Source organism: Pseudomonas serboccidentalis (assembly GCF_028830055.1).
GTDB classification, from domain to species: Bacteria; Pseudomonadota; Gammaproteobacteria; order Pseudomonadales; family Pseudomonadaceae; genus Aquipseudomonas; species Aquipseudomonas serboccidentalis.
Genome location: NZ_CP101655.1, coordinates 1,058,814 through 1,082,931 on the forward strand (window position 1 = coordinate 1,058,814; position 24,118 = coordinate 1,082,931).

The following is a 24,118-nucleotide window of genomic DNA, read 5'->3' on the forward strand; positions in this document are numbered from 1 at the left end:
AAGCTTGCGGCTCGTCGCTTGTTTCTATGTAGCTTGCAGCTAAAAACCAACATTGCGTTATCATGCCGAGCCCGTAAAAACGCGATGTTGGTTTTTCTGTCATGACCCTCCCGTCCGATCTGCCCGTTGAACTCGCCCATCGTGGCGTGCGCCCGGCCGATCGCCTCGGATTTACCCTGTTTCTCGCGGCGCTGATTCATTTGGCGCTGCTGCTGGGCGTCGGCTTCACCATGGTCGAGCCCAAGCAGATCAGCAAAACCCTGGAAATCACCCTCGCCACCTTCAAGAGCGAAACCAAGCCGAAAAAGGCCGATTTCCTCGCTCAGGAAAACCAGGAAGGCAGCGGCACCCTGGACAAGAAGGCGATCCCCAAGACCACCGAGGTCGCGCCGTTCCAGGACAATCAGGTCAAGAAGGTCACCCCGCCTCCGGCCGCCAAGCCGGAAGTCCGCGAAGCGGCGCCCAAGGCTGCGGTGACCACGGTGGCGCCGAAACAGCAAAAGGCGCCGACCAAGAAAGAAGAAACCAAAACCGAGACCAAGCCAGCGGTCAACGCACCGACGTTCGACAGCTCGCAGCTGTCCAGCGACATCGCCAGCCTCGAAGCGGAACTGGCCAACGAACAACAGCTGTACGCCAAGCGCCCGCGCATTCACCGCCTGAGCGCCGCCTCGACCATGCGCGACAAGGGCGCCTGGTACAAGGATGAGTGGCGCAAGAAGGTCGAGCGCATCGGCAACCTCAACTACCCGGAAGAAGCCCGACGCAAGCAGATTTACGGCAACCTGCGCCTGATGGTTTCGATCAACCGCGACGGCTCGCTGTATGAAGTGCTGGTGCTCGAATCCTCCGGCCAGCCGCTGCTGGATCAGGCGGCGCAGCGCATCGTCCGGCTGGCGGCGCCATTTGCACCGTTTACCGGTGATCTGTCGGACATTGATCGACTGGAAATCATCCGCACCTGGAAATTCGCCCGGGGCGACAAACTGTCCAGCAATTAAAGGCAAGATCAAAAGATCGCAGCCTTCGGCAGCTCCTACAGGGGAATGCAGGTCAAGTGTAGGAGCTGCCGAAGGCTGCGATCTTTTGGCGGCTTCAGCTTGTCAGTTCGCCCCCTGAACGCCACACTATCGCTCATGAAAAACGTCAGCCCCAGCTACCTCAAGCATCACTTCCTGATCGCCATGCCGCACATGGCCGACCCGAACTTTGCCCACACCTTGACCTACATCGTCGAGCACACGGCCAGTGGCGCCATGGGGCTGGTGGTCAATCGACCGCAAGAGCTGAATCTGGCTGACATTCTCGAACAACTGCGCCCGGACATCGACCCGCCAGCACTGTGCCAGCATGTGCCGATCTTCATTGGCGGTCCGGTGCAGACCGATCGCGGTTTCGTCCTGCACCCGGCGGGCAAGACCTTTCAGGCCACCGTCGAGCTGGACGGTGATCTGGCGCTGTCCACCTCGCAGGACGTGCTGTTCGCCATCGCCGACGGCGTGGGCCCGGCGAAAAGCCTGATCACCCTCGGCTACGCCGGTTGGGAAGCCGGGCAACTGGAGGCTGAACTGGCCGACAACGCCTGGCTGACCTGCCCGTACGACGCCGATATCCTGTTCAACACCAGCAGCGAACTGCGTCTGGAAGCGGCGGCACGGCACCTGGGGATCAACCTCAGCCTGCTGACCAGCCAGGCGGGGCACGCCTGATGGCCCTGCGCCTGATTCTCGGCTTCGACTACGGCACCAAACAGATCGGCGTTGCGGTCGGCCAGGTGATTACCGGCCAGGCCCGCGAGCTGTGCACCCTGAAAGCGCAGAACGGGGTGCCGGACTGGAACCAGGTCGAAGCCCTGTTCAAGGAATGGAAACCCGATGCTGTGGTGGTCGGCCTGCCGCTGAATATGGACGGCACGCCCAGCGAAATGTGCCTGCGCGCCGAGAAATTCGCCCGGCGCCTCAACGGCCGCTTCAATGTGCCCTTCTATACCCACGACGAACGCCTGACCACCTTTGAAGCCAAGGGTGAACGCCTGGTGCGTGGCGGGCAGAAAGGCAGTTACCGCGATAACCCGGTGGACGCCATCGCCGCCGCCCTGCTGCTGCAGGGCTGGCTCGATGAAAACACTGCATTGTTTGAATCCTGACAAGCGCTTCGGCGCTTTTCTTTTGAGCTACGACCCGAGCCGCGTCCAAGGACCCGGCTCGACCCCAAGAAGGAGCAACCATGAGCCTGCCAAATCCCGCCGATCTGATCAGCCAGATGGCAATCCGCCTCAAGGCGCATCTGGCCCAGCGCGGCATCAGCGAACCGCGCTACATCGGCATCCGCACCGGCGGTATCTGGGTGGCGCAGGCCCTGCTCAAGGAGCTGGGCAGCGATGCGCCGCTGGGCACGCTGGATGTTTCCTTCTACCGCGACGACTTCAGCCAGAACGGCCTGCACCCGCAAGTGCGCCCCTCGGCCCTGCCCTTCGAGATCGAAGGCCAGCATCTGGTGCTGATCGACGACGTACTGATGAGCGGTCGCACCATCCGCGCCGCCATGAACGAACTGTTCGACTACGGCCGTCCGGCCAGCGTGACCCTGGTCTGCCTGCTGGACCTGGACGCTGGCGAACTGCCGATCCGCCCGAACGTGGTCGGTGCGACGCTGTCGCTGGCCGCCCACGAGCGGGTCAAGCTGTCCGGCCCTGAGCCGTTGGCGCTCGAACTGCAAGACCTGAACCCTTAATCCGCCCTATTGAGAGTCCCCCTCGCGATGACGCCTCTAGATACCAAGCGCCCGCTGCAGCTCAATGATCAGGGCCAGCTGCGCCACTTCCTCTCGCTCGACGGCCTGCGCCGCGAGTTGCTGACGGAAATCCTCGACACTGCCGACTCGTTCCTCGAAGTCGGTGCCCGGGCGGTGAAGAAGGTCCCGTTGCTGCGCGGCAAGACCGTGTGCAACGTGTTCTTCGAAAACTCCACGCGCACCCGCACCACCTTCGAACTGGCGGCCCAGCGGCTGTCGGCGGACGTGATCACCCTGAACGTGTCGACCTCCTCGGCCAGTAAGGGTGAAACCCTGCTCGACACCCTGCGCAACCTCGAAGCCATGGCCGCCGACATGTTCGTCGTGCGCCACGGCGATTCCGGCGCCGCGCACTTCATCGCCGAGCATGTCTGCCCGCAAGTGGCGATCATCAACGGCGGCGACGGCCGGCACGCGCACCCGACCCAGGGCATGCTCGACATGCTGACCATCCGTCGGCACAAGGGCGGTTTCGAAAACCTCTCGGTAGCGATTGTCGGCGACATCCTGCACTCGCGGGTGGCGCGCTCGAACATGCTCGCCCTGAAGACCCTCGGCTGCCAGGACATCCGCGTGATCGCGCCGAAGACCCTGCTGCCGATCGGCATCGAGCAGTACGGCGTCAAGGTCTACACCGACATGAACGAAGGCCTGAAAGACGTCGACGTGGTGATCATGCTGCGCCTGCAACGTGAGCGCATGACCGGCGGCCTGCTGCCCAGCGAAGGCGAGTTTTACCGCTTGTTCGGCCTGACCACCGCGCGTCTGGCCGGCGCCAAACCCGATTGCATCGTCATGCACCCGGGGCCGATCAACCGGGGTGTAGAGATCGAATCGGCAGTGGCCGACGGCCCGCATTCGGTGATCCTCAATCAAGTTACCTACGGCATCGCGATCCGTATGGCCGTGCTGTCGATGGCCATGAGCGGACAAACAGCCCAGCGCCAATTCGAGCAGGAGAACGCCCAGTGAAGCTCAGCATTCTCGGCGCCCGCGTCATCGATCCAAGCAGCGGCCTGGATCAAATCACCGATATCCACGTTGAAGCCTGCAAGATCGTCGCCCTCGGCGCCGCGCCGGCCGGTTTCACTGCCGTTGAAACCATCGACGCCCAAGGCCTGGTCGCTGCGCCAGGGCTGGTCGATCTGAACGTCGCCCTGCGCGAGCCGGGCTACAGCCGCAAAGGCAGCATTGCCAGCGAAACCCGCGCGGCGGCGGCCGGTGGCGTGACCAGCCTGTGCTGCCCGCCGAAGACCAAACCGGTGCTCGACACCTCTGCAGTGGCCGAACTGATCCTCGACCGTGCCCGCGAAGCCGGCAACACCAAGGTGTTCCCGATTGGCGCGCTGAGCAAAGGGCTGGACGGTGAACAGCTTGCAGAGCTCGTTGCTCTGCGTGACGCCGGGTGCGTGGCATTCGGCAATGGTCTGGAGAGTTTCCGCAACACCCGCACCCTGTGCCGGGCGCTGGACTACGCGGCCACCTTCGACCTGACAGTGATTTTCAATTCGCAGGATCACGATCTGGCCGATGGCGGCCTGGCCCACGAAGGCGCGGTCGCCAGCTTCCTCGGTCTGCCGGGCATTCCGGAAACCGCAGAGACCGTGGCCCTGGCCCGCGATCTGCTGCTGGTCGAGCAGACCGGCGTGCGTGCGCACTTCAGTCAACTGACCAGCGCTCGCGGTGTGGCCCTGATCGCCCAGGCCCAGGCCCGTGGCTTGAAGGTCACGGCGGATGTCGCGCTGTACCAGTTGATCCTCACCGATGAAGCGCTGATCGACTTCAGCAGCCTGTATCACGTGCAACCGCCGCTGCGCACCCGCGCCGACCGCGATGGCCTGCGCGAGGCGGTGAAGTCCGGCGTGGTGTCGGCGATCTCCAGCCATCACCAGCCGCACGAACGCGACGCCAAACTGGCGCCATTCGGCGCAACCGAGCCGGGCATCAGCAGTGTTGAACTGCTGCTGCCGCTGGCGATGACGCTGGTCGAGGATGGTCTCCTGGACCTGCCAACCCTGCTCGCGCGCCTGAGCGCCGGCCCTGCGGATGCGCTGCGTCTGCCGGCGGGCAAACTGGCGGTGGGCGGTGCGGCGGATATCGTGCTGTTCGATCCGAAAGCGTCCACCGTGGCCGGTGAAGGCTGGCTGTCGAAGGGCGAGAACTGCCCGTTCCTCGGTCACAGCCTGCCGGGCGTAGTGCGTTACACCCTGGTGGATGGGCGGATCAGCCACCAGGCCTGAAGATCAGAGATAGCAGGCTGTAGTGGCCTGCTATCTCTTGATAGTTTGTTCGATAGCGACAAACATCCTTACTGGGAAATTTCGCTTAAATTCATTGTTCGCAATATCCATCTCCCTCTAGCCACTTCAGCCGTTAAATCTACACCAAGCGGCGTAGGAAAGCGGCCGCCTGCCATAAAGAAATATCCGACGCTTTACACGCCCGTAAAAACAGCTTCGACACAATCAGAAATAGCCTACAAAGTTCTCGTAGGCGAAACTTTCGCACAGCCATTAATATAAAACTGCTAGAGGGATAACCAACACCCACAAGGATGAACATATGAAAAATGGACTTACGCTCCCCCCTATTATCACCAGAGGCACAACAGGAAACTCTGGCGGCTTTACAGTCGACTCCGGTTTCAGATGGGGGACCTACGCAACAGCAGATTGGCAGGGCGCAGGAGAGGCCATCGTAACCAATGACGGTCAAACCTATTCACTACCACTGAGCAATGGCCCAGCAATAACCTCAGCAGAAATGGATATGTTTCATGCCTGGCTTGAAATGAAATCCGGAATTAAAGCCTTCACCTATGAACTGCAAATGGTGAACAAAGCAATTAATAACGACGCCCTAGGTGGAATTCGTGACCTCTGGAGAATCACAGAAAGCGACAACTATTTACTAAGCAACTCCGCCACTATCAGCCATGGTTATTTCAAGAACAAAGTCATCAACTTCAGTTTGGCTGATTCATTTGCGGCGCAGCAAAAACTTAGCGCCATAGAAGCATTGATCAAAGTTTCCGCGACTGCTCCGTACAATCTGAATTACGAAACACTCACAACCGAGCTTTCTGGAGGTACTTTCAGCCCGATCAAAGCCTTTGCTCATTACCTCTGGGGAAATGGTGAGAGGATGAGGGTCAACATCAACAATATTGGCCTGAGTGTCAGGGCCAACAAACTGCCCTTACTTGCAAGCTCTATCGCGAGCACTCGAGAAGCCGGCACTTATTACTTATCTGACCCGAAGATCCCTTACGCCACCATTAATGACAGCAATGTCACCGGAGCTTATCTAGGAAGAATAACGTTAAAGATGGACGGAAACTTCACGCGGGACAAAACAGGATCCTGGGTTTTCGATGGCGTTATCAGAGCCTATACTGATACTTACGACTTCGACGCAAGCAACAGATCAACTGCCCTTGAGTTATTAACGACAGCAGGCAGAGTATTTTCCGGAACACATTATGAAATCGACATTTTCGGCGAGCATAAAATAAGGCTAAGCGGAACTGGATTTCACCCTACCCCGTGACCATCAATAACTCTACAGACATCTGCACAACGGAGAGCGAATGAGAAGAACTTACAGACTAATAAGTTATTTGTACCCGATCGTTCTCGCACTTACATCTGGCGCAGGAGTACTCATACTAATAAAAAATCTCAAAGCAGGAACATATGACGTAAGCCAGGATTCAATCGGCCTGCCCATTGGTGTAACGCTGATGGTTTTTCTGATACTGGCACTAACGCACCTACTGCAGATTCTCTTATTACGCTGGGCATGCGCCAACTCGTTTGCGGCTTTATTACTGAAAATATCAGCATACTTGATTGCAACAGTATCGCTACTGATTTTGGTGGACAGGATTGTGTATTGGTCCATACCCAATCACGCCGTCATCGCAATACTTTATGGCGTCACTGCCATTACATTTGTCGTTTTCCAAATGCAAACCATCGCACAATTGAAATAACATAAATGCAAGACAGGATGTCGAGGGGGTTGCCTGCCAGCGCGCGAAGTGCGTCGACGATCTGCCCCCTCGCCATCGCTTACTGAAAGGCGCCGCGCCCTTCGGCGTTACGCACCGAGACCTGATCGTTCAGCGTCCAGAAGTCATACAACACGCCGATAAAGAACAAGCCGCCGGTCAGCAGATACAGCAAACCGCTGATCCACTTGCCCTGGTACATCCGGTGCACACCGAACACCCCCAGAAACGTCAGCAGAATCCACGCCACGTTGTACTCGATCGGTCCTGCGGTGAAACGCAGATCCGCCTCGCGATCCATCGCCGGGATCAGAAACACGTCGATCAGCCAGCCAATGCCCAGCAAACCGAAGGTGAAAAACCAGATCGTCCCGGTCACCGGCTTGCCGTAATAAAAACGGTGAGCGCCGGTAAAGCCGAAAATCCACAGCAGATAACCGATCACTTTGCTGTGCGTATCCTGGGGTTGAGCAACCTGCTGATAGCGGTTCATGAATGGCCTCTTTAGCGTCGATAGATAAATTTTTTCTGCATCTGTGTGACTTTTTTGTGTCGAGCCGACAAGTGGTTCGCGGGCGTTACACCTTGCTCAAAGCCTTGTGGGGCCTGGGTTCTGTCCGACAATTGCACCTGATTGCTGCTTGTTGGGCGAAATTGACCCCCGGGTTGAATCGACAAACGGCCTCGGAAGGGACAAAAAAGCTGTTATAAAGTTGCGCGCTACCACCTAAGAGCCACGCCTAATGCGACCATTTTTCAAGACATGGCTAACTATTTGCCTATTAATGCCACTGGCCGCCCACGCCACCAATCGTGAGCAACGTCTTCCCAACGTTAACGGTTTTACCCCTAAATCCCATGCTTCGGCTCCTTCGAGCAAGAGCAGCAAACAAACGAAACACACCACGCTCGCCAGCAACAATCACGGCAAGCTGGTTCCGCCGATGGCGAACAAGGAAAGCAGCAACGTCCTGAGCCGTGCGGTGAACGTCCTCGGTACTCCTTATCGTTGGGGCGGCAGCAGCCCAAGTAAAGGCTTCGACTGCAGCGGCCTGGTGAAATATGCGTTCAACGACGCCACCTTCGACCTGCCGCGCACCTCCAACGCCATGGCCAGCGGTCATGGCGAGAAAGTCGAGCGCAAGGATCTGAAGCCGGGCGACCTGATTTTCTTCAACATCAAGAGCCGTCGGGTCAACCACGTTGCCATCTACCTGGGCAACGACCGCTTCATCCATGCACCGCGTCGTGGCAAAGCGGTGAGCATCGATACGCTGAACAAGCCGTATTGGGAGCAGCACTACGTGGTTGCCAAGCGTGTGTTGCCGAAAGAGCCTGGCGGCAAGCAGATGCGCGTGGTTCAACGTTAAGCTTTCGAAGCAAGATCAAAAGATCGCAGCGTTCGGCAGCTCCTACATTGGGATCAGCATTTCCCTGTAGGAGCTGCCGAAGGCTGCGATCTTTTGCTTTTGGCATTTAGAAATTATCCGGTGTACGCGCCTTCTCCCGCGCATGCTCGCGACTGATCAAGCCCTTGGTCACCAGCTCCTTCAGGCACATGTCGAGTGTCTGCATCCCCAACGACCCACCGGTCTGAATCGCCGAATACATCTGCGCCACCTTGTCCTCGCGGATCAGGTTACGGATCGCCGACGTTCCCAGCATGATCTCGTGCGCCGCCACCCGCCCACCGCCGATCTTCTTGATCAGGGTCTGCGAGACCACCGCCAGCAACGATTCCGACAGCATCGAACGCACCATCGACTTCTCGTCCCCCGGGAACACATCCACCACCCGGTCGATGGTTTTCGCCGCCGAGGTGGTGTGCAGGGTGCCGAACACCAGGTGCCCCGTCTCGGCGGCGGTCAGGGCCAGGCGAATGGTTTCCAGGTCGCGCATCTCGCCCACCAGAATCACGTCCGGGTCTTCGCGCAGCGCCGAACGCAACGCAGTGGCGAAGCTGCGGGTGTCGCGGTGCACCTCGCGCTGGTTGATCAGGCATTTGCGCGATTCGTGAACGAACTCGATCGGGTCTTCGATGGTGAGGATATGGTGATGCCGATGGGTGTTGAGGTAATCGATCATCGCCGCCAGCGTGGTCGACTTGCCGGAACCGGTCGGCCCGGTCACCAGCACCAGCCCGCGCGGCGCGTCGGTGATCTTGCGAAAGACATCGCCCATGGCGAGGTCTTCCATGCTCAGCACTTTCGAGGGAATGGTGCGGAACACCGCGCCGGCGCCGCGGTTCTGGTTGAACGCATTGACCCGAAAGCGCGCCACACCGGGGACTTCGAACGAGAAATCCGTTTCCAGGTGTTTCTCGAAGTCGACCCGCTGGATGTCGTTCATGATGTCGTAGATCAATTCATGCACTTGCTTGTGATCCAGCGCCGGCAGATTGATCCGCCGCACATCACCGTCGACGCGGATCATCGGCGGCAGGCCGGCCGACAGGTGCAGGTCGGAAGCGCCCTGTTTGGCGCTGAACGCCAGCAGTTCAGTGATATCCATTGCGTCCCTCAATTCCAGTAGAATGCCGCGAACCTTCAGACCGCCGGCGCCTCTTGATGTCCACGATAGCAGACAACATCCTTCAGGTTAGTTCGCGTATCCAGGCAGCGGCCAAAGCTGCAAACCGCGATCAACACAGCATCCAGTTGCTGGCCGTCAGCAAGACCAAACCGGCGCAGGCCCTGCGTGAAGCCTACGCCGCCGGCCTGCGTGATTTCGGCGAGAACTATCTGCAGGAAGCCCTGGGCAAACAGCTCGAACTGGCCGACCTGCCCTTGATCTGGCACTTCATCGGCCCCATTCAATCGAACAAGACTCGCGCCATTGCCGAGCATTTCGACTGGGTGCACTCCGTGGATCGCCTGAAAATTGCCCAACGCCTGTCCGAACAGCGCCCGGCCGAGCTGCCGCCGTTGAACATCTGCATTCAGGTCAACGTCAGCGGTGAAGCCAGCAAGTCCGGCTGCACCCCGGCCGACCTGCCGGCGCTGGCCGAGGCCATCAGCGCCCTGCCCCGACTGAAATTGCGCGGGCTGATGGCGATTCCCGAGCCGACCGAAGATCGCGCCGAACAGGACGCCGCTTTCGCTGCCGTGCAACGTTTGCAGGCCAGCCTGAATCTGCCGCTCGACACACTTTCCATGGGCATGAGCCACGACCTCGAGTCGGCCATCGCCCAAGGCGCCACCTGGGTGCGGATCGGTACCGCCCTGTTTGGTGCTCGCGACTACGGCCAGCCATGACATGGCTGACATATCTCTGAATAAGGACCTGACATGAGCAACACACGTATTGCCTTTATCGGTGCCGGCAACATGGCCGCCAGCCTGATCGGCGGCCTGCGCGCCAAGGGTCTGCAAGCCAGCCACATCCGCGCCAGCGATCCGGGCGAAGAGACCCGCAAACGCGTCAGCGCCGAACACGGCATCGAAACCTTCGCCGACAATGCTCAGGCCATCGATGGCGTCGACGTGATCGTGCTGGCGGTCAAGCCACAGGCCATGAAAGCCGTGTGCGAAGCCATCCGCCCAAGCCTGAAACCGCATCAGTTGGTGGTCTCGATCGCTGCCGGCATCACCTGCGCGAGCATGACCGCCTGGCTCGGCGAGCAGCCGATCGTGCGCTGCATGCCGAACACCCCGGCGCTGCTGCGTCAGGGCGTCAGTGGCCTGTACGCCACCAGCGAAGTGACCGCCGAGCAGCGTCAGCAGGCCGAAGAGCTGCTGTCCGCCGTGGGCATCGCGCTGTGGCTGAACGAAGAACAGCAACTCGATGCGGTCACCGCCGTCTCCGGTTCCGGCCCGGCGTATTTCTTCCTGCTGATCGAAGCGATGACCGCCGCTGGCGTCAAACTCGGCCTGCCGAAGGAAATCGCTGAGCAACTGACCCTGCAAACGGCTCTGGGCGCCGCGCACATGGCGGTCTCCAGCGATGTAGACGCTGCCGAGCTGCGCCGCCGCGTGACTTCGCCAAATGGCACCACAGAGGCCGCAATCAAATCGTTCCAGGCCGGCGGCTTCGAAGCCCTGGTCGAAACAGCACTCGGCGCCGCCGCGCACCGCTCGGCCGAAATGGCCGAACAACTGGGCAAATAAGGAGCCTTACATGATTGGATTGAACACCGCAGCGGTTTACGTGCTGCAAACCCTCGGCAGCCTGTACCTGCTGATCGTGCTGCTGCGCTTCGTCCTGCAACTGGTGCGGGCGAACTTCTACAACCCGCTGTGCCAGTTCGTGGTCAAGGCCACCCAGCCGCTGCTCAAGCCACTGCGCCGGATCATCCCGAGCCTGTTCGGCCTGGACATGTCGTCGCTGGTCCTGGCGATTCTGGTGCAACTGGCACTGATGGCCCTGACCCTGCTGCTGACCTACGGCACCACCGGCAACCCGCTGCAGCTGTTTATCTGGGCGATCATCGGCGTGACCGCGCTGTTCCTGAAGATCTTCTTCTTCGCCCTGATCATCAGCGTGATCCTGTCGTGGGTCGCCCCGGGCAGCCACAATCCGGGCGCAGAACTGGTGAACCAGATCTGCGAGCCGGCGCTGGCACCGTTCCGCAAGATTCTGCCTAACCTCGGCGGTCTGGACCTGTCGCCGATCTTCGCGTTTCTGGCGCTGAAGCTGATCGACATGCTGGTGATCAATAACCTCGCGGCGATGACGATGATGCCGGAAATCCTGCGCCTGCTGATGTGAGCTGGTTTCGCTGGGACGGGGACGACCTGATCCTCGAATGTCATCTGCAACCGGCAGCCCGCAGCGATGATTTCGCCGGGCTGCACGGTGATCGCCTGAAGATCCGCCTCACCGCGCCGCCGGTCGAGGGCAAGGCCAATGCTTATCTGATGGGCTTTCTGGCCAAGGCGTTTGGGGTGTCCAAGAGCCAGGTCAGTTTGCTCAGCGGCGAGCTGAACCGGCAGAAACGGGTGAAGATCTGCTCGCCGAAGAAGCTGCCGGATTTGCCGGGGCTGGCGCGTCCGGTCTGATCCACCCAGTCGCCCCATTCGCGAGCAAGCTCGCTCCCACAGGGGATCGCATTCCAATGGGGGAGCGAGCTTGCTCGCGAAGGCTTCACCTCGGTCTCGCTGAATGAAATCAGGCCCGATCGTTGCTTGCCGCTAACCCCACCGGTCTTTAGACTTACGCCTCATTTCAACGAGAGCAGGGTCGATGCCAGCTGCCTTTCCCCCCGATTCTGTTGGTCTGGTGACGCCGCAAACGGCGCACTTCAGTGAACCCCTGGCCTTGGCCTGTGGCCGTTCGCTGCCCGCCTACGACCTGATCTACGAAACCTACGGCACGCTGAACGCACAGGCGAGCAACGCCGTGCTGATCTGCCACGCCTTGTCCGGGCATCACCATGCCGCCGGCTATCACAGCCCCGACGACCGCAAGCCCGGTTGGTGGGACAGCTGCATCGGCCCGGGCAAACCGATCGACACCCACAAATTCTTTGTGGTCAGCCTGAACAATCTGGGCGGCTGCAACGGCTCTACCGGCCCAAGCAGCATCAACCCGGACACCGGCAAGCCGTTCGGTGCCGACTTCCCGGTGCTCACCGTGGAAGACTGGGTGCACAGCCAGGCACGTCTGGCTGACCTGCTCGGCATCCGCCAGTTCGCCGCGGTGATCGGCGGCAGCCTCGGTGGCATGCAGGCCCTGCAGTGGACCATCACCTACCCGGATCGCGTGCGGCACTGCCTGGCCATCGCCTCGGCGCCAAAACTGTCGGCGCAGAACATCGCCTTCAACGAGGTGGCGCGCCAGGCCATCCTCACCGACCCGGAATTCCATGGCGGCTCGTTCCAGGAACACGGTGTGATCCCCAAGCGCGGGCTGATGCTGGCGCGGATGGTCGGGCACATCACCTACCTGTCCGACGACTCCATGGGCGAGAAATTCGGTCGCGGCCTGAAGAGCGAAAAGCTCAACTACGATTTCCACAGCGTCGAGTTCCAGGTCGAAAGCTACCTGCGTTATCAGGGCGAAGAGTTCTCCGGCCGTTTCGACGCCAACACCTATCTGTTGATGACCAAGGCGCTGGATTACTTCGATCCGGCGGCGAACTTCGACGATAACCTGGCGAAAACCTTCGAGAACGCCACGGCCAGGTTCTGCGTGATGTCGTTCACCACCGACTGGCGCTTCTCCCCGGCCCGCTCGCGGGAGCTGGTGGACGCGTTGATGGCGGCACGCAAAGACGTCAGCTATCTGGAAATCGACGCCCCGCAGGGCCACGACGCCTTCCTGATTCCGATCCCGCGCTATTTGCAGGCGTTCGGCAATTACATGAACCGAATTACGGTGTGAACAAGCCATGAGAGCTGATCTGGAAATCATCCAGGAATGGATCCCCGCCGGCAGCCGCGTGCTCGACCTCGGTTGCGGCGACGGCGAACTGTTGACCTGGCTGCGCGACCACAAGCAGGTCACCGGTTATGGCCTGGAAAACGACGCGGACAACATCGCCGAGTGCGTGGCCAAAGGCGTCAATGTCATCGAGCAGGACCTGGACAAGGGCCTTGGCAACTTCGCCAGCAACAGCTTCGACATCGTGGTGATGACCCAGGCGCTGCAGGCCGTGCATTACCCGGACAAGATCCTCGACGAAATGCTGCGGGTCGGTCGCCAGTGCATCATCACCTTCCCCAACTTCGGTCACTGGCGCTGCCGCTGGTACCTGGCGAGCAAGGGCCGCATGCCGGTGTCGGAGTTTCTGCCGTACACCTGGTACAACACGCCGAATATCCACTTCTGCACCTTCGAAGACTTTGAAGAACTTTGTCGCGAACGTGATGCGAAGGTCATTGATCGGCTTGCCGTGGATCAACAGCACCGGCACGGGTGGGCCAGTAAGCTATGGCCTAATCTGTTAGGTGAGATTGGTATCTACCGCGTCAGCAGCCCGGTGCTTGCAGATCATCGGGTCGCGGTCTGAACCACGACAATTCGAGGAGAACGATCATGGGTCGCTTGATTACTGTGCTATTGGCCGCCTGCCTGAGTCTGTCGGCGGTGGCCGCCGATGCCATCAAGGGCGAACGCAAGGAAGTGTTCGGTGACGTTACCGTGCACTACAACACCTTCAATTCCACCTTCCTGACGCCCGACATCGCCAAGGCGGCGGAACTTGTCCGCAGCAAGAACCAGGGCGTGATCAACGTCTCGGTGATCAAGGACGGCAAACCGTTGAGCGCCACCGTTACCGGCACGGTCAAAGACCTGACCAGCCAGAGCGTGCCGCTGAACTTCCGCCAGGTCACCGAACAGGGCGCGATCTACTACATCGCCCAGTACCCGGTGGAGCAGCAGGAAACCCGCACCTTTGAAATCAAGGTGCAGAACGGCGACAAGATCAACACCATCAATTTCAACCAAGAGCTTTTCCCCGGCGAATGATGAACCTCAAGCAACTCGTACTGGCCAGCCATAACGCCGGCAAACTCAAGGAACTCCAGGCCATGCTCGGCGATTCGGTGCAACTGCGCTCGATCGGCGAATGGAGCAAGGTCGAGCCGGAAGAAACCGGCCTGTCGTTCGTCGAGAACGCGATCCTCAAGGCCCGCAATGCCTCGCGCATCTCCGGGTTGCCGGCGCTGGCCGACGATTCCGGTCTGGCGGTGGATTTCCTTGGCGGTGCACCGGGCATCTATTCGGCGCGCTACGCCGACGGCAAGGGCGATGCGGCGAACAACGCCAAACTGCTCGACGCCCTCAAAGACGTGCCGCAAGCCGAGCGCGGCGCGCAGTTTGTCTGCGTGCTGGCACTGGTGCGGCATGCCGACGATCCGCTGCCGATCCTTTGCGAAGGCCTGTGGCACGGGCGCATCCTGACCGCGGCCAGCGGCGAGCACGGTTTCGGCTATGACCCGTTGTTCTGGGTGCCGGAGCGTGAGGTGTCCAGCGCCGAACTGAGCCCGGTCGACAAGAACCAGATCAGCCACCGCGCCCGTGCAATGGATCTGCTGCGCCAGCGTCTGGGCCTGAAATGACCGACAGCCCCTCTGCGTCGTCGCTGATCATCGGCGGCGCCGCCTCTTCGCCTCGGGCGCCGCTGCCAACGTTGCCGCCCCTGGCGCTGTATATCCACATCCCGTGGTGTGTGCGCAAATGCCCGTATTGCGATTTCAACTCGCACACCGCCAGCCCCGTACTGCCGGAACAGGAATACGTCGACGCGTTGCTGGCCGATCTCGATCAGGACCTGCACGCCGTTTACGGCCGTGAAATCAGCTCGATTTTCTTCGGGGGCGGCACGCCGAGCCTGTTCAGTGCCGAGGCGCTTGGGCGTTTGCTCAAAGGCGTCGAGCAACGCATTCCGTTCGCCCACGACATCGAGATCACCCTGGAAGCCAACCCCGGCACCTTCGAACAAGAGAAGTTCGTCGCGTATCGCAAACTGGGGATCAATCGCCTGTCGATCGGCATCCAGAGTTTTCAGCAGCAGAAACTTGAAGCCCTTGGGCGCATTCACAACGGTGACGAAGCCGTGCGCGCGGCCGGCATGGCGCGACAGGCCGGGTTCGATAACTTCAACCTCGACTTGATGCATGGCTTGCCCGATCAGTCGCTGGAAGACGCCTTGAGCGACCTGCGCCAGGCCATCGAGCTGAAACCGACGCACATTTCCTGGTATCAGCTGACACTGGAGCCGAACACGGTGTTCTGGAACCAGCCGCCGGTACTGCCGGAAGACGACACGCTGTGGGACATTCAGGAAGCCGGGCAGGCGTTGTTAGCCGAGCACGGTTACGCGCAATACGAAGTATCCGCCTACGCCCAGCCCGGACGCCCGGCGCGGCATAACCTCAATTACTGGAGTTTCGGCGACTTCATCGGCATCGGTGCCGGCGCTCACGGCAAGCTCAGCCACCCGGACGGGCGCATTGTGCGCACCTGGAAGACGCGCCTGCCGAAGGACTATCTCAACCCGGCCAAGAGCTTCCAGGCCGGCGAAAAAGCCCTGAACAATGACGAGATGCCGTTCGAGTTCCTGATGAATGCCCTGCGCCTGACCGCCGGGGTGGAATCGCACCTGTATCCGGAGCGCACCGGCCTGCCACTGGAAAGTCTCGCTGAACACCGCCGCGAGGCCGAACAAAGCGGCCTGATGCAGGTCGAACCGTCACGTCTGGCGGCCACCGAGCGCGGACAACTGTTCCTCAACGACTTGCTGCAGAAATTTCTGAGCTGAGCCCACCTCAACGGCTGCCCTAAGGAAAAACGCATGGATTTGATACTCGACCTGCTCGCCACCGTGTCCCGCTGGAGCCGCAGCAACCTCTCGGAAATCGCCCTGGCCCTGGTGGGCTGCCTGCTGGTGCTGTTCGGCGCCGACTTCAAAGGCTGGGTCGAGCAACGCCTGGGCAGCATCGCCGGCGCCCTGCGCGTACCGCTGATGGCGCTGCTGTGCGTGATCGGCAGCGGCGCAGCGCTGATTTACGCCACGCCGTGGGTTATCAAGGGTTTGAGCCAGTTCAACAACTACAGCCTGGCGCCGGTGTTGTTGGTGGTGCTCGTCCTGATCGGCGTCGTAGCCGACCGCCGCTGATCTTTCGGCCTACCCAAAACAACTGTAGGAGCTGCGGCACGCTGCGATCTTTTGATCTTAACAATCAAGATCAAAAGATCGCAGCGTGCCGCAGCTCCTACATTGGAAAGTCCGCGGGACTCAGGACAGTTTTTCGAACTTCAGATCCCACACGCCATGCCCAAGACGTTCGCCGCGGCGTTCGAACTTGGTGATCGGGCGTTCGGCCGGGCGTGGCACGCACTTGCCGTCTTCGGCGAGGTTGCGGTAGCCCGGGGCGACGTTCATCACTTCCAGCATGTATTCGGCGTACGGTTCCCAGTCGGTGGCCATGTGCAGGATGCCGCCAACCTTCAGTTTGCTGCGCACCAGTTCGGCGAAGGACGCCTGAACGATACGCCGCTTGTGGTGACGACTCTTGTGCCACGGGTCCGGGAAGAACAGCATCAGGCGATCGAGGCTGTTGTCGGCGATGCAACGGTTTAGCACTTCGATCGCGTCGCAATCGTAGACCCGCAGGTTGGTCAGGCCTTGGGTCAGCACGCCATTGAGCAGCGCGCCGACACCCGGACGGTGAACCTCAACGCCGATGAAATCCTGCTCTGGCGCGGCCGCAGCCATTTCCAGCAGCGAGTGGCCCATGCCGAAACCGATCTCCAGCGAGCGCGGCGCCGAACGGCCGAACACTTGATCGTAATCCACCGGCGCGTCGGCCAGCGGCAGCACGTACAGCGGCGCGCCTTGGTCCAGACCACGCTGCTGGCCTTCGGTCATGCGCCCGGCGCGCATCACGAAACTCTTGATGCGGCGGTGTTGGCGCTCGTCGCCTTCTTCCGTCTGGATAGGCGTGTCGTTCGATTCAGTCATCAATGGCTCTTACTTGATCAGACCATCCAGCGGCGAAGAGGCGCTGGCATAGAGTTTTTTCGGCATGCGCCCGGCGAGGTAGGCCAGACGGCCCGCGACGATCGCGTGTTGCATGGCTTGGGCCATCATCACCGGCTGCTGAGCGTGGGCGATGGCCGAGTTCATCAGCACCGCATCACAGCCCAGTTCCATGGCGATGGTGGCGTCGGAAGCCGTCCCGACACCGGCATCCACCAGCACCGGGATCTTGGCTTCTTCAAGGATGATCTGCAGGTTGTACGGGTTGCAGATCCCCAGGCCGGAACCGATCAGACCGGCCAGCGGCATGACCGCGATGCAGCCGATTTCCGCCAGTTGACGGGCAATGATCGGGTCATCGCTGGTGTAAACCATCACGTCGAAGCCTTCCTTGACCAGTGTTTCCGCGGCCTTGAGGGTTTCGATCACGTTGGGGAACAGGGTTTTCTGGTCGGCCAGCACTTCCAGCTTCACCAGGTTGTGGCCGTCGAGCAGCTCACGGGCCAGGCGGCAGGTGCGCACGGCTTCGATGGCGTCGTAGCAACCGGCGGTGTTCGGCAGGAAGGTGTAGCGCTCCGGCGACAGTACTTCGAGCAGGTTCGGCTCGCCTTCGATCTGGCCCAGGTTGGTGCGGCGCACAGCGAAGGTAACGATCTCGGCACCCGAGGCTTCGATGGCCTGGCGGGTTTCTTCCATGTCACGGTACTTGCCGGTACCGACCAGCAAACGCGACTGGTAAGTACGACCGGCCAGGACGAAAGGCTTGTCGCTACGAACGATGCTCATGGGGAATCCTCTTTAGGGGTGAGGGTCTTGCAGAATTCTGTGCCCTTGCGAACCGGGCGACTAGCCGCCGCCGATGGCGTGCACCACTTCGACGTTATCGCCGTCGTTGAGAACGGTGTCGGCATGCTGGCTGCGCGGGACGATATCCAGATTGAGTTCGACTGCCACCCGGCGACCGGTCAGGTCCATACGGGCGATCAGGGCCGCAACGGTTTCACCGTCGGGCAGTTCAAGGGATTCGCCGTTCAACTGAATGCGCATGCGCTAGGCCGCCATCATTTTTAGGGGGTGGCATTCTAGCCCGATCAGTCAGGCTGACCCAAGCCATTCGTCTTGAAACCGGTCCCCGTAGGAGCTGCCGAAGGCTGCGATCTTTTGATCTTGAAAGACAACGGCAAAAGATCGCAGCCTGCGGCAGCTCCTACAAGTTGGTGCCAGGCTCAGGTCAGGCGCCAGGCGGCCAGCCCCAGGCACAGCCAACCGATCAAGAACGCCAGACCGCCGAACGGCGTGATGATACCGAGCTTGCTGATACCGGTCATGGTCAGCACGTACAGGCTGCCGGAGAACAGCAGAATGCCCACTGCGAAGGAAAAGCCGGCCCACGCGACCAGTCGCCCCTGAATTTGCGTGGCCAGCAGCGCCACACCGAACAAGGCCAAGGTGTGCACCAGTTGATAGGTCACGCCGGTGTGGAAGATCGCCAGGTACTCGGGGGTCAGGCGGTTTTTCAGGCCGTGGGCGGCGAATGCGCCAAGCGCAACACCGGTAAAACCAAAGAAAGCGGCCAGCATCAGAAAGCCACGCAGCATGTGGAACTCCAGTCAGACTCGTTCGGCAGGGTCTGTATAATGGCCCGCTCTATCGGTTCGGCCAAGCCATCTCTATGCTGCGTTCACTTTTGCGTCGTCTCACGAAGGCCCTGCTCTGGTTCGCGGGCGGCAGCGTATTGCTGGTCTTGCTGTTTCGTTTTGTGCCGCCACCGGGGACGGCGCTGATGGTCGAGCGCAAGATCGAGTCCTGGGTCGACGGCGAACCGATCGACCTGCAGCGCACCTGGAAACCATGGGACGAGATTTCCGACGACCTCAAGGTCGCGGTCATGGCCGGTGAAGATCAGAAGTTTCCCGAACACTGGGGCTTTGACTTCGGTGCGATCCAGGCTGCGCTGGCTCACAACGAACTCGGCGGCTCGATTCGCGGCGCCAGCACTTTGAGTCAGCAAGTGTCGAAAAACCTGTTCCTGTGGTCGGGCCGCAGCTATCTGCGCAAAGGCCTGGAAGCCTGGTTTACCGCACTGATCGAGGTGCTCTGGCCCAAGCAGCGGATTCTTGAGGTGTACCTGAACAGCGTCGAGTGGGACGACGGTGTGTTTGGCGCCGAAGCGGCCGCGCGCCATCACTTCGGCGTGAGCGCCAAATCGCTGTCGCGTCAGCAGGCGAGTTATCTGGCGGCAGTCTTGCCTAATCCTCGGGTATGGAGCGCCAGCCATCCGACGGCGTATGTGTCGCGTCGGGCCGGGTGGATTCGGCAGCAGATGAGCCAGCTGGGTGGGACCAGTTATTTGCTGGGGCTGGATGATTCGCGTCGGGCGCCTTGGGCGCAGTGATTAAAAGCAAAAGATCGCAGCCTTCGGCAGCTCCTACAGGTGAAATGCAATCCCATGTAGGAGCTGCCGAAGGCTGCGATCTTTTGATCTTCTAAATGAAAACGCCCCGATCATCGCTGATCGGGGCGTTTTTTGTTGCCTGAGCGCCGGTTATGCGGCGATCGACAACTTGAGCTTGTTCATCGCGCTCTTCTCGAGCTGACGGATCCGCTCGGCCGACACGTTGTACTTCTGCGCCAGGTCGTGCAGCGTGGCTTTCTCTTCTGCCAGCCAGCGCTGGTAGAGGATGTCGCGGCTACGTTCGTCCAGCACTTCCAGCGCTTCGTGCAGGTTGTGGTTGGAGTTGTCGCTCCAGTCGGCATCTTCCAGTTGACGCGCCGGGTCGTACCGGTGGTCTTCCAGGTAGTTGGCCGGCGACTGGAAAGCACTGTCGTCGTCCGCTTCCGCGGCCGGGTCGAAGGCCATGTCATGGCCGGTCAGGCGACTTTCCATCTCGCGCACTTCCCGCGGCTCGACGCCGAGGCTTTCCGCCACACGGTGGACTTCCTCGTTGTTCAACCATGCCAGACGTTTTTTCTGGCTGCGCAGGTTGAAGAACAGCTTGCGCTGGGCCTTGGTGGTCGCGACTTTCACAATGCGCCAGTTGCGCAGGATGAACTCGTGGATTTCCGCCTTGATCCAGTGCACGGCGAACGACACCAGACGCACACCCATTTCCGGGTTGAAGCGCTTCACGGCCTTCATCAGGCCGACGTTACCTTCCTGGATCAGGTCAGCCTGAGCCAGGCCGTAGCCGGAATAGCTACGGGCAATGTGAACAACAAATCGCAGGTGGGCGAGCACCATCTGCCGAGCCGCCCCCAAATCCTGCTCATAGTAGAGACTCTCGGCCAGTTCACGCTCCTGCTCCGGCGTCAGCAATGGAATGCTGTTGACGGTGTGCACATAGGCTTCCAGGTTCGCACCCGGAACCAACGCGTACGCAGGTTGCAAAGAATTGGTCATGCGAAAAAACCTCCCACTTACATACTCGTGCCTCTCGGCACTGCGAAAAATTGACCGGGAATTCAAGTACAAGTTCCCAAAAAAACCGCAAGGTCAATCACGCGCAAAAAAGATTCTACTTCGGCGCCAGCTCCCTGAGATGACGTGCGACTGCAATCCATGCACCGATATAACCCAACAGCACCGCGCCAAGCAAGAGCGACAGACCGTCGGCAACTGGCACTCCGGCCAGCGCGAAATCACTGCCGTACAAGCCGGCCAGTCCAACCACCGCATCGTTCAGCCAGTTCAGGCCGAACGCCAGCACACCCCAGGACAGAACCCCCGCACCGAAACCATACAACGCGCCCATATAAAGGAAGGGACGACGCACATAACTGTCGGTGCCGCCGACGAGTTTAATCACTTCTATCTCTGTGCGGCGGTTTTCAATATGAAGACGAATGGTATTGCCTATCACCAAAAGTAATGCAGAAACCAAAAGCACCGTCAGACCGAAGACAAACCGGTCACCGAGCTTGAGGATGGCAGCCAGACGCTCGACCCAGACTAGATCAAGTTGCGCCTGTTGTACCTTGGGCAGCTCGGAAAGTTTTTGTCTTAATGCTTCCAGGGTCGGCTTGTCGACTTCGTTAGGAGTCACCAGCACCACACCCGGCAGCGGGTTCTCCGGCAGTTCGCGCAGGGCTTCGCCCAGACCCGACTGCTGCTGGAACTCTTCCAGCGCCTGATCGCGACCGACATATTCAGCCTCAGCCACGCCGGGCATGCCTTTGATCTGCTCGCGCAACGACTCGCCCTGCTCCGGCGTGGCGTCCAGTTGCAGATACAGCGAAATCTGCGCCGCACGCTGCCACGAACCGCCGAGACGCTCGACGTTGTTGATCAGCAGCGACAGCCCCATTGGCAGGCTCAACGCCACGGCCATCACCATGCAGGTGAAGAAGCTGCCGATCGGCTGCTTGCCGAGGCGACGCAGGCTGTCGAGCAAGCTGGCGCGGTGACTTTCGATCCACGAATGCAACAGCGTGGAAAAGTCCGGGCCGTCGTCATCGTCGTGTTTTTTCTTCTTCGGCGGTTGCGGGTCGGCGGCCTTCGGGGCCACGCGCTCGGAAACCTTCGGACTGCGTGTCGCACTCATACGCCGGCCTCCCCGTCGCCGATCAAGCGGCCGCGTTGCAGGGTCAGCATGCGGTGACGCATGCGCGCAATCAGGGCCAGGTCGTGACTGGCGATCAGCACGCTGGTGCCCAGCCGGTTGATATCTTCGAACACGCCCATGATCTCGGCCGCCAGACGCGGGTCGAGGTTACCGGTCGGTTCGTCCGCCAGCAGCAGGGCCGGACGGTGAACGATGGCGCGGGCAATGCCGACGCGCTGTTGCTGACCGGTGGACAGGTCGCCCGGGTACAAATCGGTTTTATCCGACAGCGCCACGCGCTCCAGCGCCGAATCGACGCGCTTGGCGATCTCGGCCTTGGACAGCCCGAGAATCTGCAGCGGCAGCGCGACGTTGTTGAACACCGTGCGATCGAACAGCAACTGGTGGTTCTGGAACACCACGCCGATCTGCCGGCGCAGGAACGGGATCTGGGCGTTGCTGATGGTGCTCAGATCCTGTCCGGCCAGCAGCAATTTGCCGCTGGTCGGACGCTCCATCGCCAGCAACAGGCGCAATAGCGTGGATTTACCGGCACCGGAGTGACCGGTGACAAACAGAAACTCGCCACGACGGACTCGAAAGCTCAGCTCATGCAAGCCGACGTGACCGTTCGGGTAGCGTTTACCGACCTGTTCGAAACGAATCATGAACGCTCCCGCTCGGCAAACAGTGCCTGGACAAAGGGTTCGGCTTCAAAGGTACGCAGATCGTCGATGCCCTCACCGACGCCGATGTAGCGGATCGGCAGGCCAAACTGCTTGGCCAGGGCGAAAATCACCCCGCCCTTGGCGGTGCCGTCGAGCTTGGTCAGCGCCAGGCCGGTCAGTTCGACGGTCTGGTTGAATTGCTTGGCCTGGTTGATGGCGTTCTGACCGGTGCCAGCGTCGAGCACCAGCAGCACTTCGTGCGGCGCGTCGGCGTCGAGCTTGCCGATTACCCGGCGAACCTTCTTCAGTTCTTCCATCAGGTTGTCTTTGGTGTGCAGACGACCGGCGGTGTCGGCGATCAGCACGTCGATGCCACGGGCCTTGGCGGCCTGCACGGCGTCGAAGATCACCGAAGCGGAGTCGGCACCGGTGTGCTGGGCGATCACCGGGATCTTGTTGCGCTCGCCCCAGACCTGCAGCTGCTCGACGGCAGCGGCGCGGAAGGTGTCACCGGCAGCCAGCATGACTTTCTTGCCTTCCAGTTGCAGCTTCTTCGCCAGTTTGCCGATGGTGGTGGTCTTGCCGGCGCCGTTGACGCCCACCACCAGAATCACGAACGGCTTGTTCTGCGAGGCGATTTTCAGCGGTTGTTCGACCGGTTTGAGCATCGCGGCCAGCTCGGCCTGCAACGATTTGTACAGCGCGTCAGAGTCCGCCAGCTCCTTGCGCGCAACCTTCTGGGTCAGGCGCTGGATGATTTGCGTAGTGGCTTCGACGCCAACGTCAGCGGTCAGCAGACGGGTTTCCAGATCATCGAGCAGCTCGTCATCGATGGCTTTCTTGCCGAGGAACAGGCTGGCCATGCCCTCGCCAATGCTGGCGCTGGTTTTCGACAAGCCTTGCTTGAGGCGGGCAAAGAAGCCGGCCTTGGTTTCTTCGGTGCGCGGGGCCTCGACCGGGGTTTCAGCGACCACGGCAACCGGCGCGACTGGAGCAGCGACAACCGGTGCTGGGGCAGGCTGCGGAGCAACCGGAGCAACGAATACCGGCGCAGCGGGTTCAGGGATAACCGGCGCTGGCTCGACAACCGGTTCCACCAACGGCGCCGGAGCGACTTCAGGGACGAACGCAGCAGGCGCTGGAATCGGCGGCGTCACGTGCGGCGCGGCCTCTTCGACCAATGCCACCGGCTCTTCCGCCACTGGCAAAGTCAGCCACGGCTGGGCAGCCGGGGTCAGTGGCAACTCGGCAGCCAACGGGATTTCAGGCTCAGGCTCGACCGCCGGTTGCAGCACGGGCTCGGCAATCGGCAGAACGATCGGCGCCGGCTCTTCTTCCAGGGCTGGCGCCGGCGCAGGGGCTGGCTCAGGCATCGCGAGCGGCTGTTCGACGACGGGTTCCTGCGGTTTCTTACGCAGCCATCCGAACAGGCTTTTCTTCTCGCCAGCCGCAGCTGGGGTCTTCTTGTCGTCGTTGGAACCAAACATGGAGGACGGCTATCTCACGGTAGCGAAGCGCCATAAGGGCGCCCCGGCAAATAAATATTCGATGCAGAACAGACTGTGTTTCATCCAGCTTGTTCACGCGCAACATTTTGTCGAGGCGCCAGCGGCACCTCAAAGATTCGTAGTAACGAAGGACTAAACCGGAAAAATCGGCGAAAAAGCGAAGTCTAGTC

Annotated in this window: 30 protein-coding genes; 20 read left to right on the plus strand and 10 right to left on the minus strand. The window is 60.5% G+C overall.

All coding sequences use genetic code 11. The features are described 5' to 3' along the window. The first annotated feature begins 101 nt into the window (after positions 1-101). The 8 genes from NN484_RS04835 to NN484_RS04870 all read left to right on the plus strand — a co-directional run bounded on the left by NN484_RS04835 (position 102) and on the right by NN484_RS04870 (position 6,787). A complete protein-coding gene (locus NN484_RS04835) occupies positions 102-1,001 on the plus strand; it encodes an energy transducer TonB (RefSeq protein WP_127647912.1) in 900 nt (299 codons plus the stop codon). A 135-nt stretch (positions 1,002-1,136) separates the two neighbouring features. Further along, entirely contained in the window at positions 1,137-1,709 is a 573-nt protein-coding gene (locus NN484_RS04840; protein WP_127647913.1) for a YqgE/AlgH family protein, read from the plus strand. Beyond that, positions 1,709-2,146 carry a Holliday junction resolvase RuvX gene (gene ruvX, locus NN484_RS04845; protein ID WP_003229101.1) on the plus strand — a complete coding sequence of 146 codons (438 nt, stop codon included), beginning with the start codon at positions 1,709-1,711 and terminating at the stop codon, positions 2,144-2,146. Before NN484_RS04840 ends, ruvX begins: the two co-directional genes overlap by 1 nt. Positions 2,147-2,226: 80 nt before the next feature. Then, positions 2,227-2,733, plus strand: coding sequence for a bifunctional pyr operon transcriptional regulator/uracil phosphoribosyltransferase PyrR (pyrR, locus tag NN484_RS04850; RefSeq protein ID WP_127647914.1), 507 nt, complete (start codon positions 2,227-2,229; stop codon positions 2,731-2,733). Positions 2,734-2,760: 27 nt separating this feature from the next. After that, positions 2,761-3,765 (plus strand): aspartate carbamoyltransferase catalytic subunit, encoded by a 1,005-nt coding sequence (locus NN484_RS04855; protein ID WP_127647915.1) that lies wholly within the window; start codon positions 2,761-2,763, stop codon positions 3,763-3,765. Continuing rightward, positions 3,762-5,033 (plus strand): dihydroorotase, encoded by a 1,272-nt coding sequence (locus tag NN484_RS04860; protein WP_215500655.1) that lies wholly within the window; start codon positions 3,762-3,764, stop codon positions 5,031-5,033. The genes NN484_RS04855 and NN484_RS04860 overlap by 4 nt, the downstream gene beginning before the upstream one ends. 322 nt (positions 5,034-5,355) lie before the next feature. Next, positions 5,356-6,342 carry a lipid II-degrading bacteriocin gene (locus NN484_RS04865; RefSeq protein ID WP_274658668.1) on the plus strand — a complete coding sequence of 329 codons (987 nt, stop codon included), beginning with the start codon at positions 5,356-5,358 and terminating at the stop codon, positions 6,340-6,342. A 40-nt stretch (positions 6,343-6,382) separates the two neighbouring features. Next, a complete protein-coding gene (locus tag NN484_RS04870; RefSeq protein WP_215500653.1) occupies positions 6,383-6,787 on the plus strand; it encodes a hypothetical protein in 405 nt (134 codons plus the stop codon). Positions 6,788-6,866: 79 nt separating this feature from the next. Here the strand turns inward: NN484_RS04870 and NN484_RS04875 are convergent, their stop codons facing one another. After that, positions 6,867-7,298, minus strand: coding sequence for an NINE protein (locus NN484_RS04875; protein WP_127647919.1), 432 nt, complete (start codon positions 7,296-7,298; stop codon positions 6,867-6,869). 250 nt (positions 7,299-7,548) lie between these two features. Here NN484_RS04875 and NN484_RS04880 point away from each other — a divergent pair, with 250 nt between their 5' ends. After that, complete coding sequence (locus tag NN484_RS04880) at positions 7,549-8,175, plus strand: C40 family peptidase (RefSeq protein ID WP_127647920.1); 627 nt, start codon at positions 7,549-7,551, stop codon at positions 8,173-8,175. Between the two features lie 106 nt (positions 8,176-8,281). Here the strand turns inward: NN484_RS04880 and NN484_RS04885 are convergent, their stop codons facing one another. Continuing rightward, complete coding sequence (locus tag NN484_RS04885; RefSeq protein WP_215500652.1) at positions 8,282-9,316, minus strand: type IV pilus twitching motility protein PilT; 1,035 nt, start codon at positions 9,314-9,316, stop codon at positions 8,282-8,284. 56 nt (positions 9,317-9,372) lie between these two features. On the opposite strand from NN484_RS04885, the gene NN484_RS04890 reads away from it, so the two are divergent. From NN484_RS04890 to NN484_RS04935, 10 genes are all read left to right on the plus strand, one after another. Continuing rightward, positions 9,373-10,059: a YggS family pyridoxal phosphate-dependent enzyme gene (locus tag NN484_RS04890; RefSeq protein ID WP_274658669.1), complete on the plus strand. Its 687-nt coding sequence runs from the start codon at positions 9,373-9,375 to the stop codon at positions 10,057-10,059. A gap of 33 nt (positions 10,060-10,092) precedes the next feature. Beyond that, positions 10,093-10,911 carry a pyrroline-5-carboxylate reductase gene (gene proC / locus NN484_RS04895; RefSeq protein WP_127647923.1) on the plus strand — a complete coding sequence of 273 codons (819 nt, stop codon included), beginning with the start codon at positions 10,093-10,095 and terminating at the stop codon, positions 10,909-10,911. A gap of 10 nt (positions 10,912-10,921) precedes the next feature. Beyond that, on the plus strand, positions 10,922-11,512 hold the full coding sequence (locus NN484_RS04900) for a YggT family protein (RefSeq protein WP_064589644.1): 591 nt from the start codon (positions 10,922-10,924) through the stop codon (positions 11,510-11,512). After that, positions 11,509-11,802, plus strand: a complete 294-nt coding sequence (locus tag NN484_RS04905) for a DUF167 domain-containing protein (RefSeq protein ID WP_127647924.1) — start codon at positions 11,509-11,511, stop codon at positions 11,800-11,802. Before NN484_RS04900 ends, NN484_RS04905 begins: the two co-directional genes overlap by 4 nt. 184 nt (positions 11,803-11,986) lie before the next feature. Beyond that, positions 11,987-13,126 (plus strand): homoserine O-succinyltransferase MetX, encoded by a 1,140-nt coding sequence (gene metX, locus NN484_RS04910; protein ID WP_127647925.1) that lies wholly within the window; start codon positions 11,987-11,989, stop codon positions 13,124-13,126. 7 nt (positions 13,127-13,133) lie between these two features. Next, positions 13,134-13,754, plus strand: a complete 621-nt coding sequence (metW, locus tag NN484_RS04915) for a methionine biosynthesis protein MetW (RefSeq protein WP_127647926.1) — start codon at positions 13,134-13,136, stop codon at positions 13,752-13,754. Between the two features lie 26 nt (positions 13,755-13,780). Further along, a complete protein-coding gene (locus tag NN484_RS04920; protein ID WP_274658670.1) occupies positions 13,781-14,215 on the plus strand; it encodes a DUF4426 domain-containing protein in 435 nt (144 codons plus the stop codon). Then, on the plus strand, positions 14,212-14,808 hold the full coding sequence (gene rdgB / locus NN484_RS04925) for an RdgB/HAM1 family non-canonical purine NTP pyrophosphatase (RefSeq protein ID WP_215500648.1): 597 nt from the start codon (positions 14,212-14,214) through the stop codon (positions 14,806-14,808). The genes NN484_RS04920 and rdgB overlap by 4 nt, the downstream gene beginning before the upstream one ends. Next, entirely contained in the window at positions 14,805-16,010 is a 1,206-nt protein-coding gene (gene hemW / locus NN484_RS04930) for a radical SAM family heme chaperone HemW (protein WP_252191509.1), read from the plus strand. Before rdgB ends, hemW begins: the two co-directional genes overlap by 4 nt. Before the next feature lie 33 nt (positions 16,011-16,043). Then, positions 16,044-16,367, plus strand: a complete 324-nt coding sequence (locus NN484_RS04935; protein ID WP_007913629.1) for a DUF3392 domain-containing protein — start codon at positions 16,044-16,046, stop codon at positions 16,365-16,367. Between the two features lie 120 nt (positions 16,368-16,487). On the opposite strand, the gene trmB is transcribed toward NN484_RS04935, so the two are convergent. The 4 genes from trmB to NN484_RS04955 form a co-directional block, all read right to left on the minus strand. Continuing rightward, entirely contained in the window at positions 16,488-17,213 is a 726-nt protein-coding gene (gene trmB / locus NN484_RS04940) for a tRNA (guanosine(46)-N7)-methyltransferase TrmB (RefSeq protein WP_274658671.1), read from the minus strand. A 9-nt stretch (positions 17,214-17,222) separates the two neighbouring features. After that, on the minus strand, positions 17,223-18,017 hold the full coding sequence (locus NN484_RS04945; RefSeq protein ID WP_110644432.1) for a thiazole synthase: 795 nt from the start codon (positions 18,015-18,017) through the stop codon (positions 17,223-17,225). Positions 18,018-18,077: 60 nt separating this feature from the next. Beyond that, positions 18,078-18,278, minus strand: a complete 201-nt coding sequence (gene thiS / locus NN484_RS04950; protein ID WP_027610571.1) for a sulfur carrier protein ThiS — start codon at positions 18,276-18,278, stop codon at positions 18,078-18,080. 179 nt (positions 18,279-18,457) lie between these two features. After that, positions 18,458-18,829 (minus strand): DUF423 domain-containing protein, encoded by a 372-nt coding sequence (locus NN484_RS04955; RefSeq protein WP_127647931.1) that lies wholly within the window; start codon positions 18,827-18,829, stop codon positions 18,458-18,460. Positions 18,830-18,903: 74 nt separating this feature from the next. Here NN484_RS04955 and mtgA point away from each other — a divergent pair, with 74 nt between their 5' ends. Next, complete coding sequence (mtgA, locus tag NN484_RS04960) at positions 18,904-19,626, plus strand: monofunctional biosynthetic peptidoglycan transglycosylase (protein WP_115985943.1); 723 nt, start codon at positions 18,904-18,906, stop codon at positions 19,624-19,626. 150 nt (positions 19,627-19,776) lie between these two features. Here the strand turns inward: mtgA and rpoH are convergent, their stop codons facing one another. The 4 genes from rpoH to ftsY all read right to left on the minus strand — a co-directional run bounded on the left by rpoH (position 19,777) and on the right by ftsY (position 23,927). After that, positions 19,777-20,631: an RNA polymerase sigma factor RpoH gene (gene rpoH / locus NN484_RS04965; RefSeq protein WP_003229146.1), complete on the minus strand. Its 855-nt coding sequence runs from the start codon at positions 20,629-20,631 to the stop codon at positions 19,777-19,779. A 115-nt stretch (positions 20,632-20,746) separates the two neighbouring features. Continuing rightward, positions 20,747-21,772 (minus strand): permease-like cell division protein FtsX, encoded by a 1,026-nt coding sequence (ftsX, locus tag NN484_RS04970; RefSeq protein ID WP_127647932.1) that lies wholly within the window; start codon positions 21,770-21,772, stop codon positions 20,747-20,749. After that, positions 21,769-22,440 (minus strand): cell division ATP-binding protein FtsE, encoded by a 672-nt coding sequence (gene ftsE, locus NN484_RS04975; RefSeq protein WP_003229148.1) that lies wholly within the window; start codon positions 22,438-22,440, stop codon positions 21,769-21,771. Before ftsE ends, ftsX begins: the two co-directional genes overlap by 4 nt. Further along, a complete protein-coding gene (ftsY, locus tag NN484_RS04980) occupies positions 22,437-23,927 on the minus strand; it encodes a signal recognition particle-docking protein FtsY (protein WP_274658672.1) in 1,491 nt (496 codons plus the stop codon). The genes ftsE and ftsY overlap by 4 nt, the downstream gene beginning before the upstream one ends. Positions 23,928-24,118: the final 191 nt, after the last annotated feature.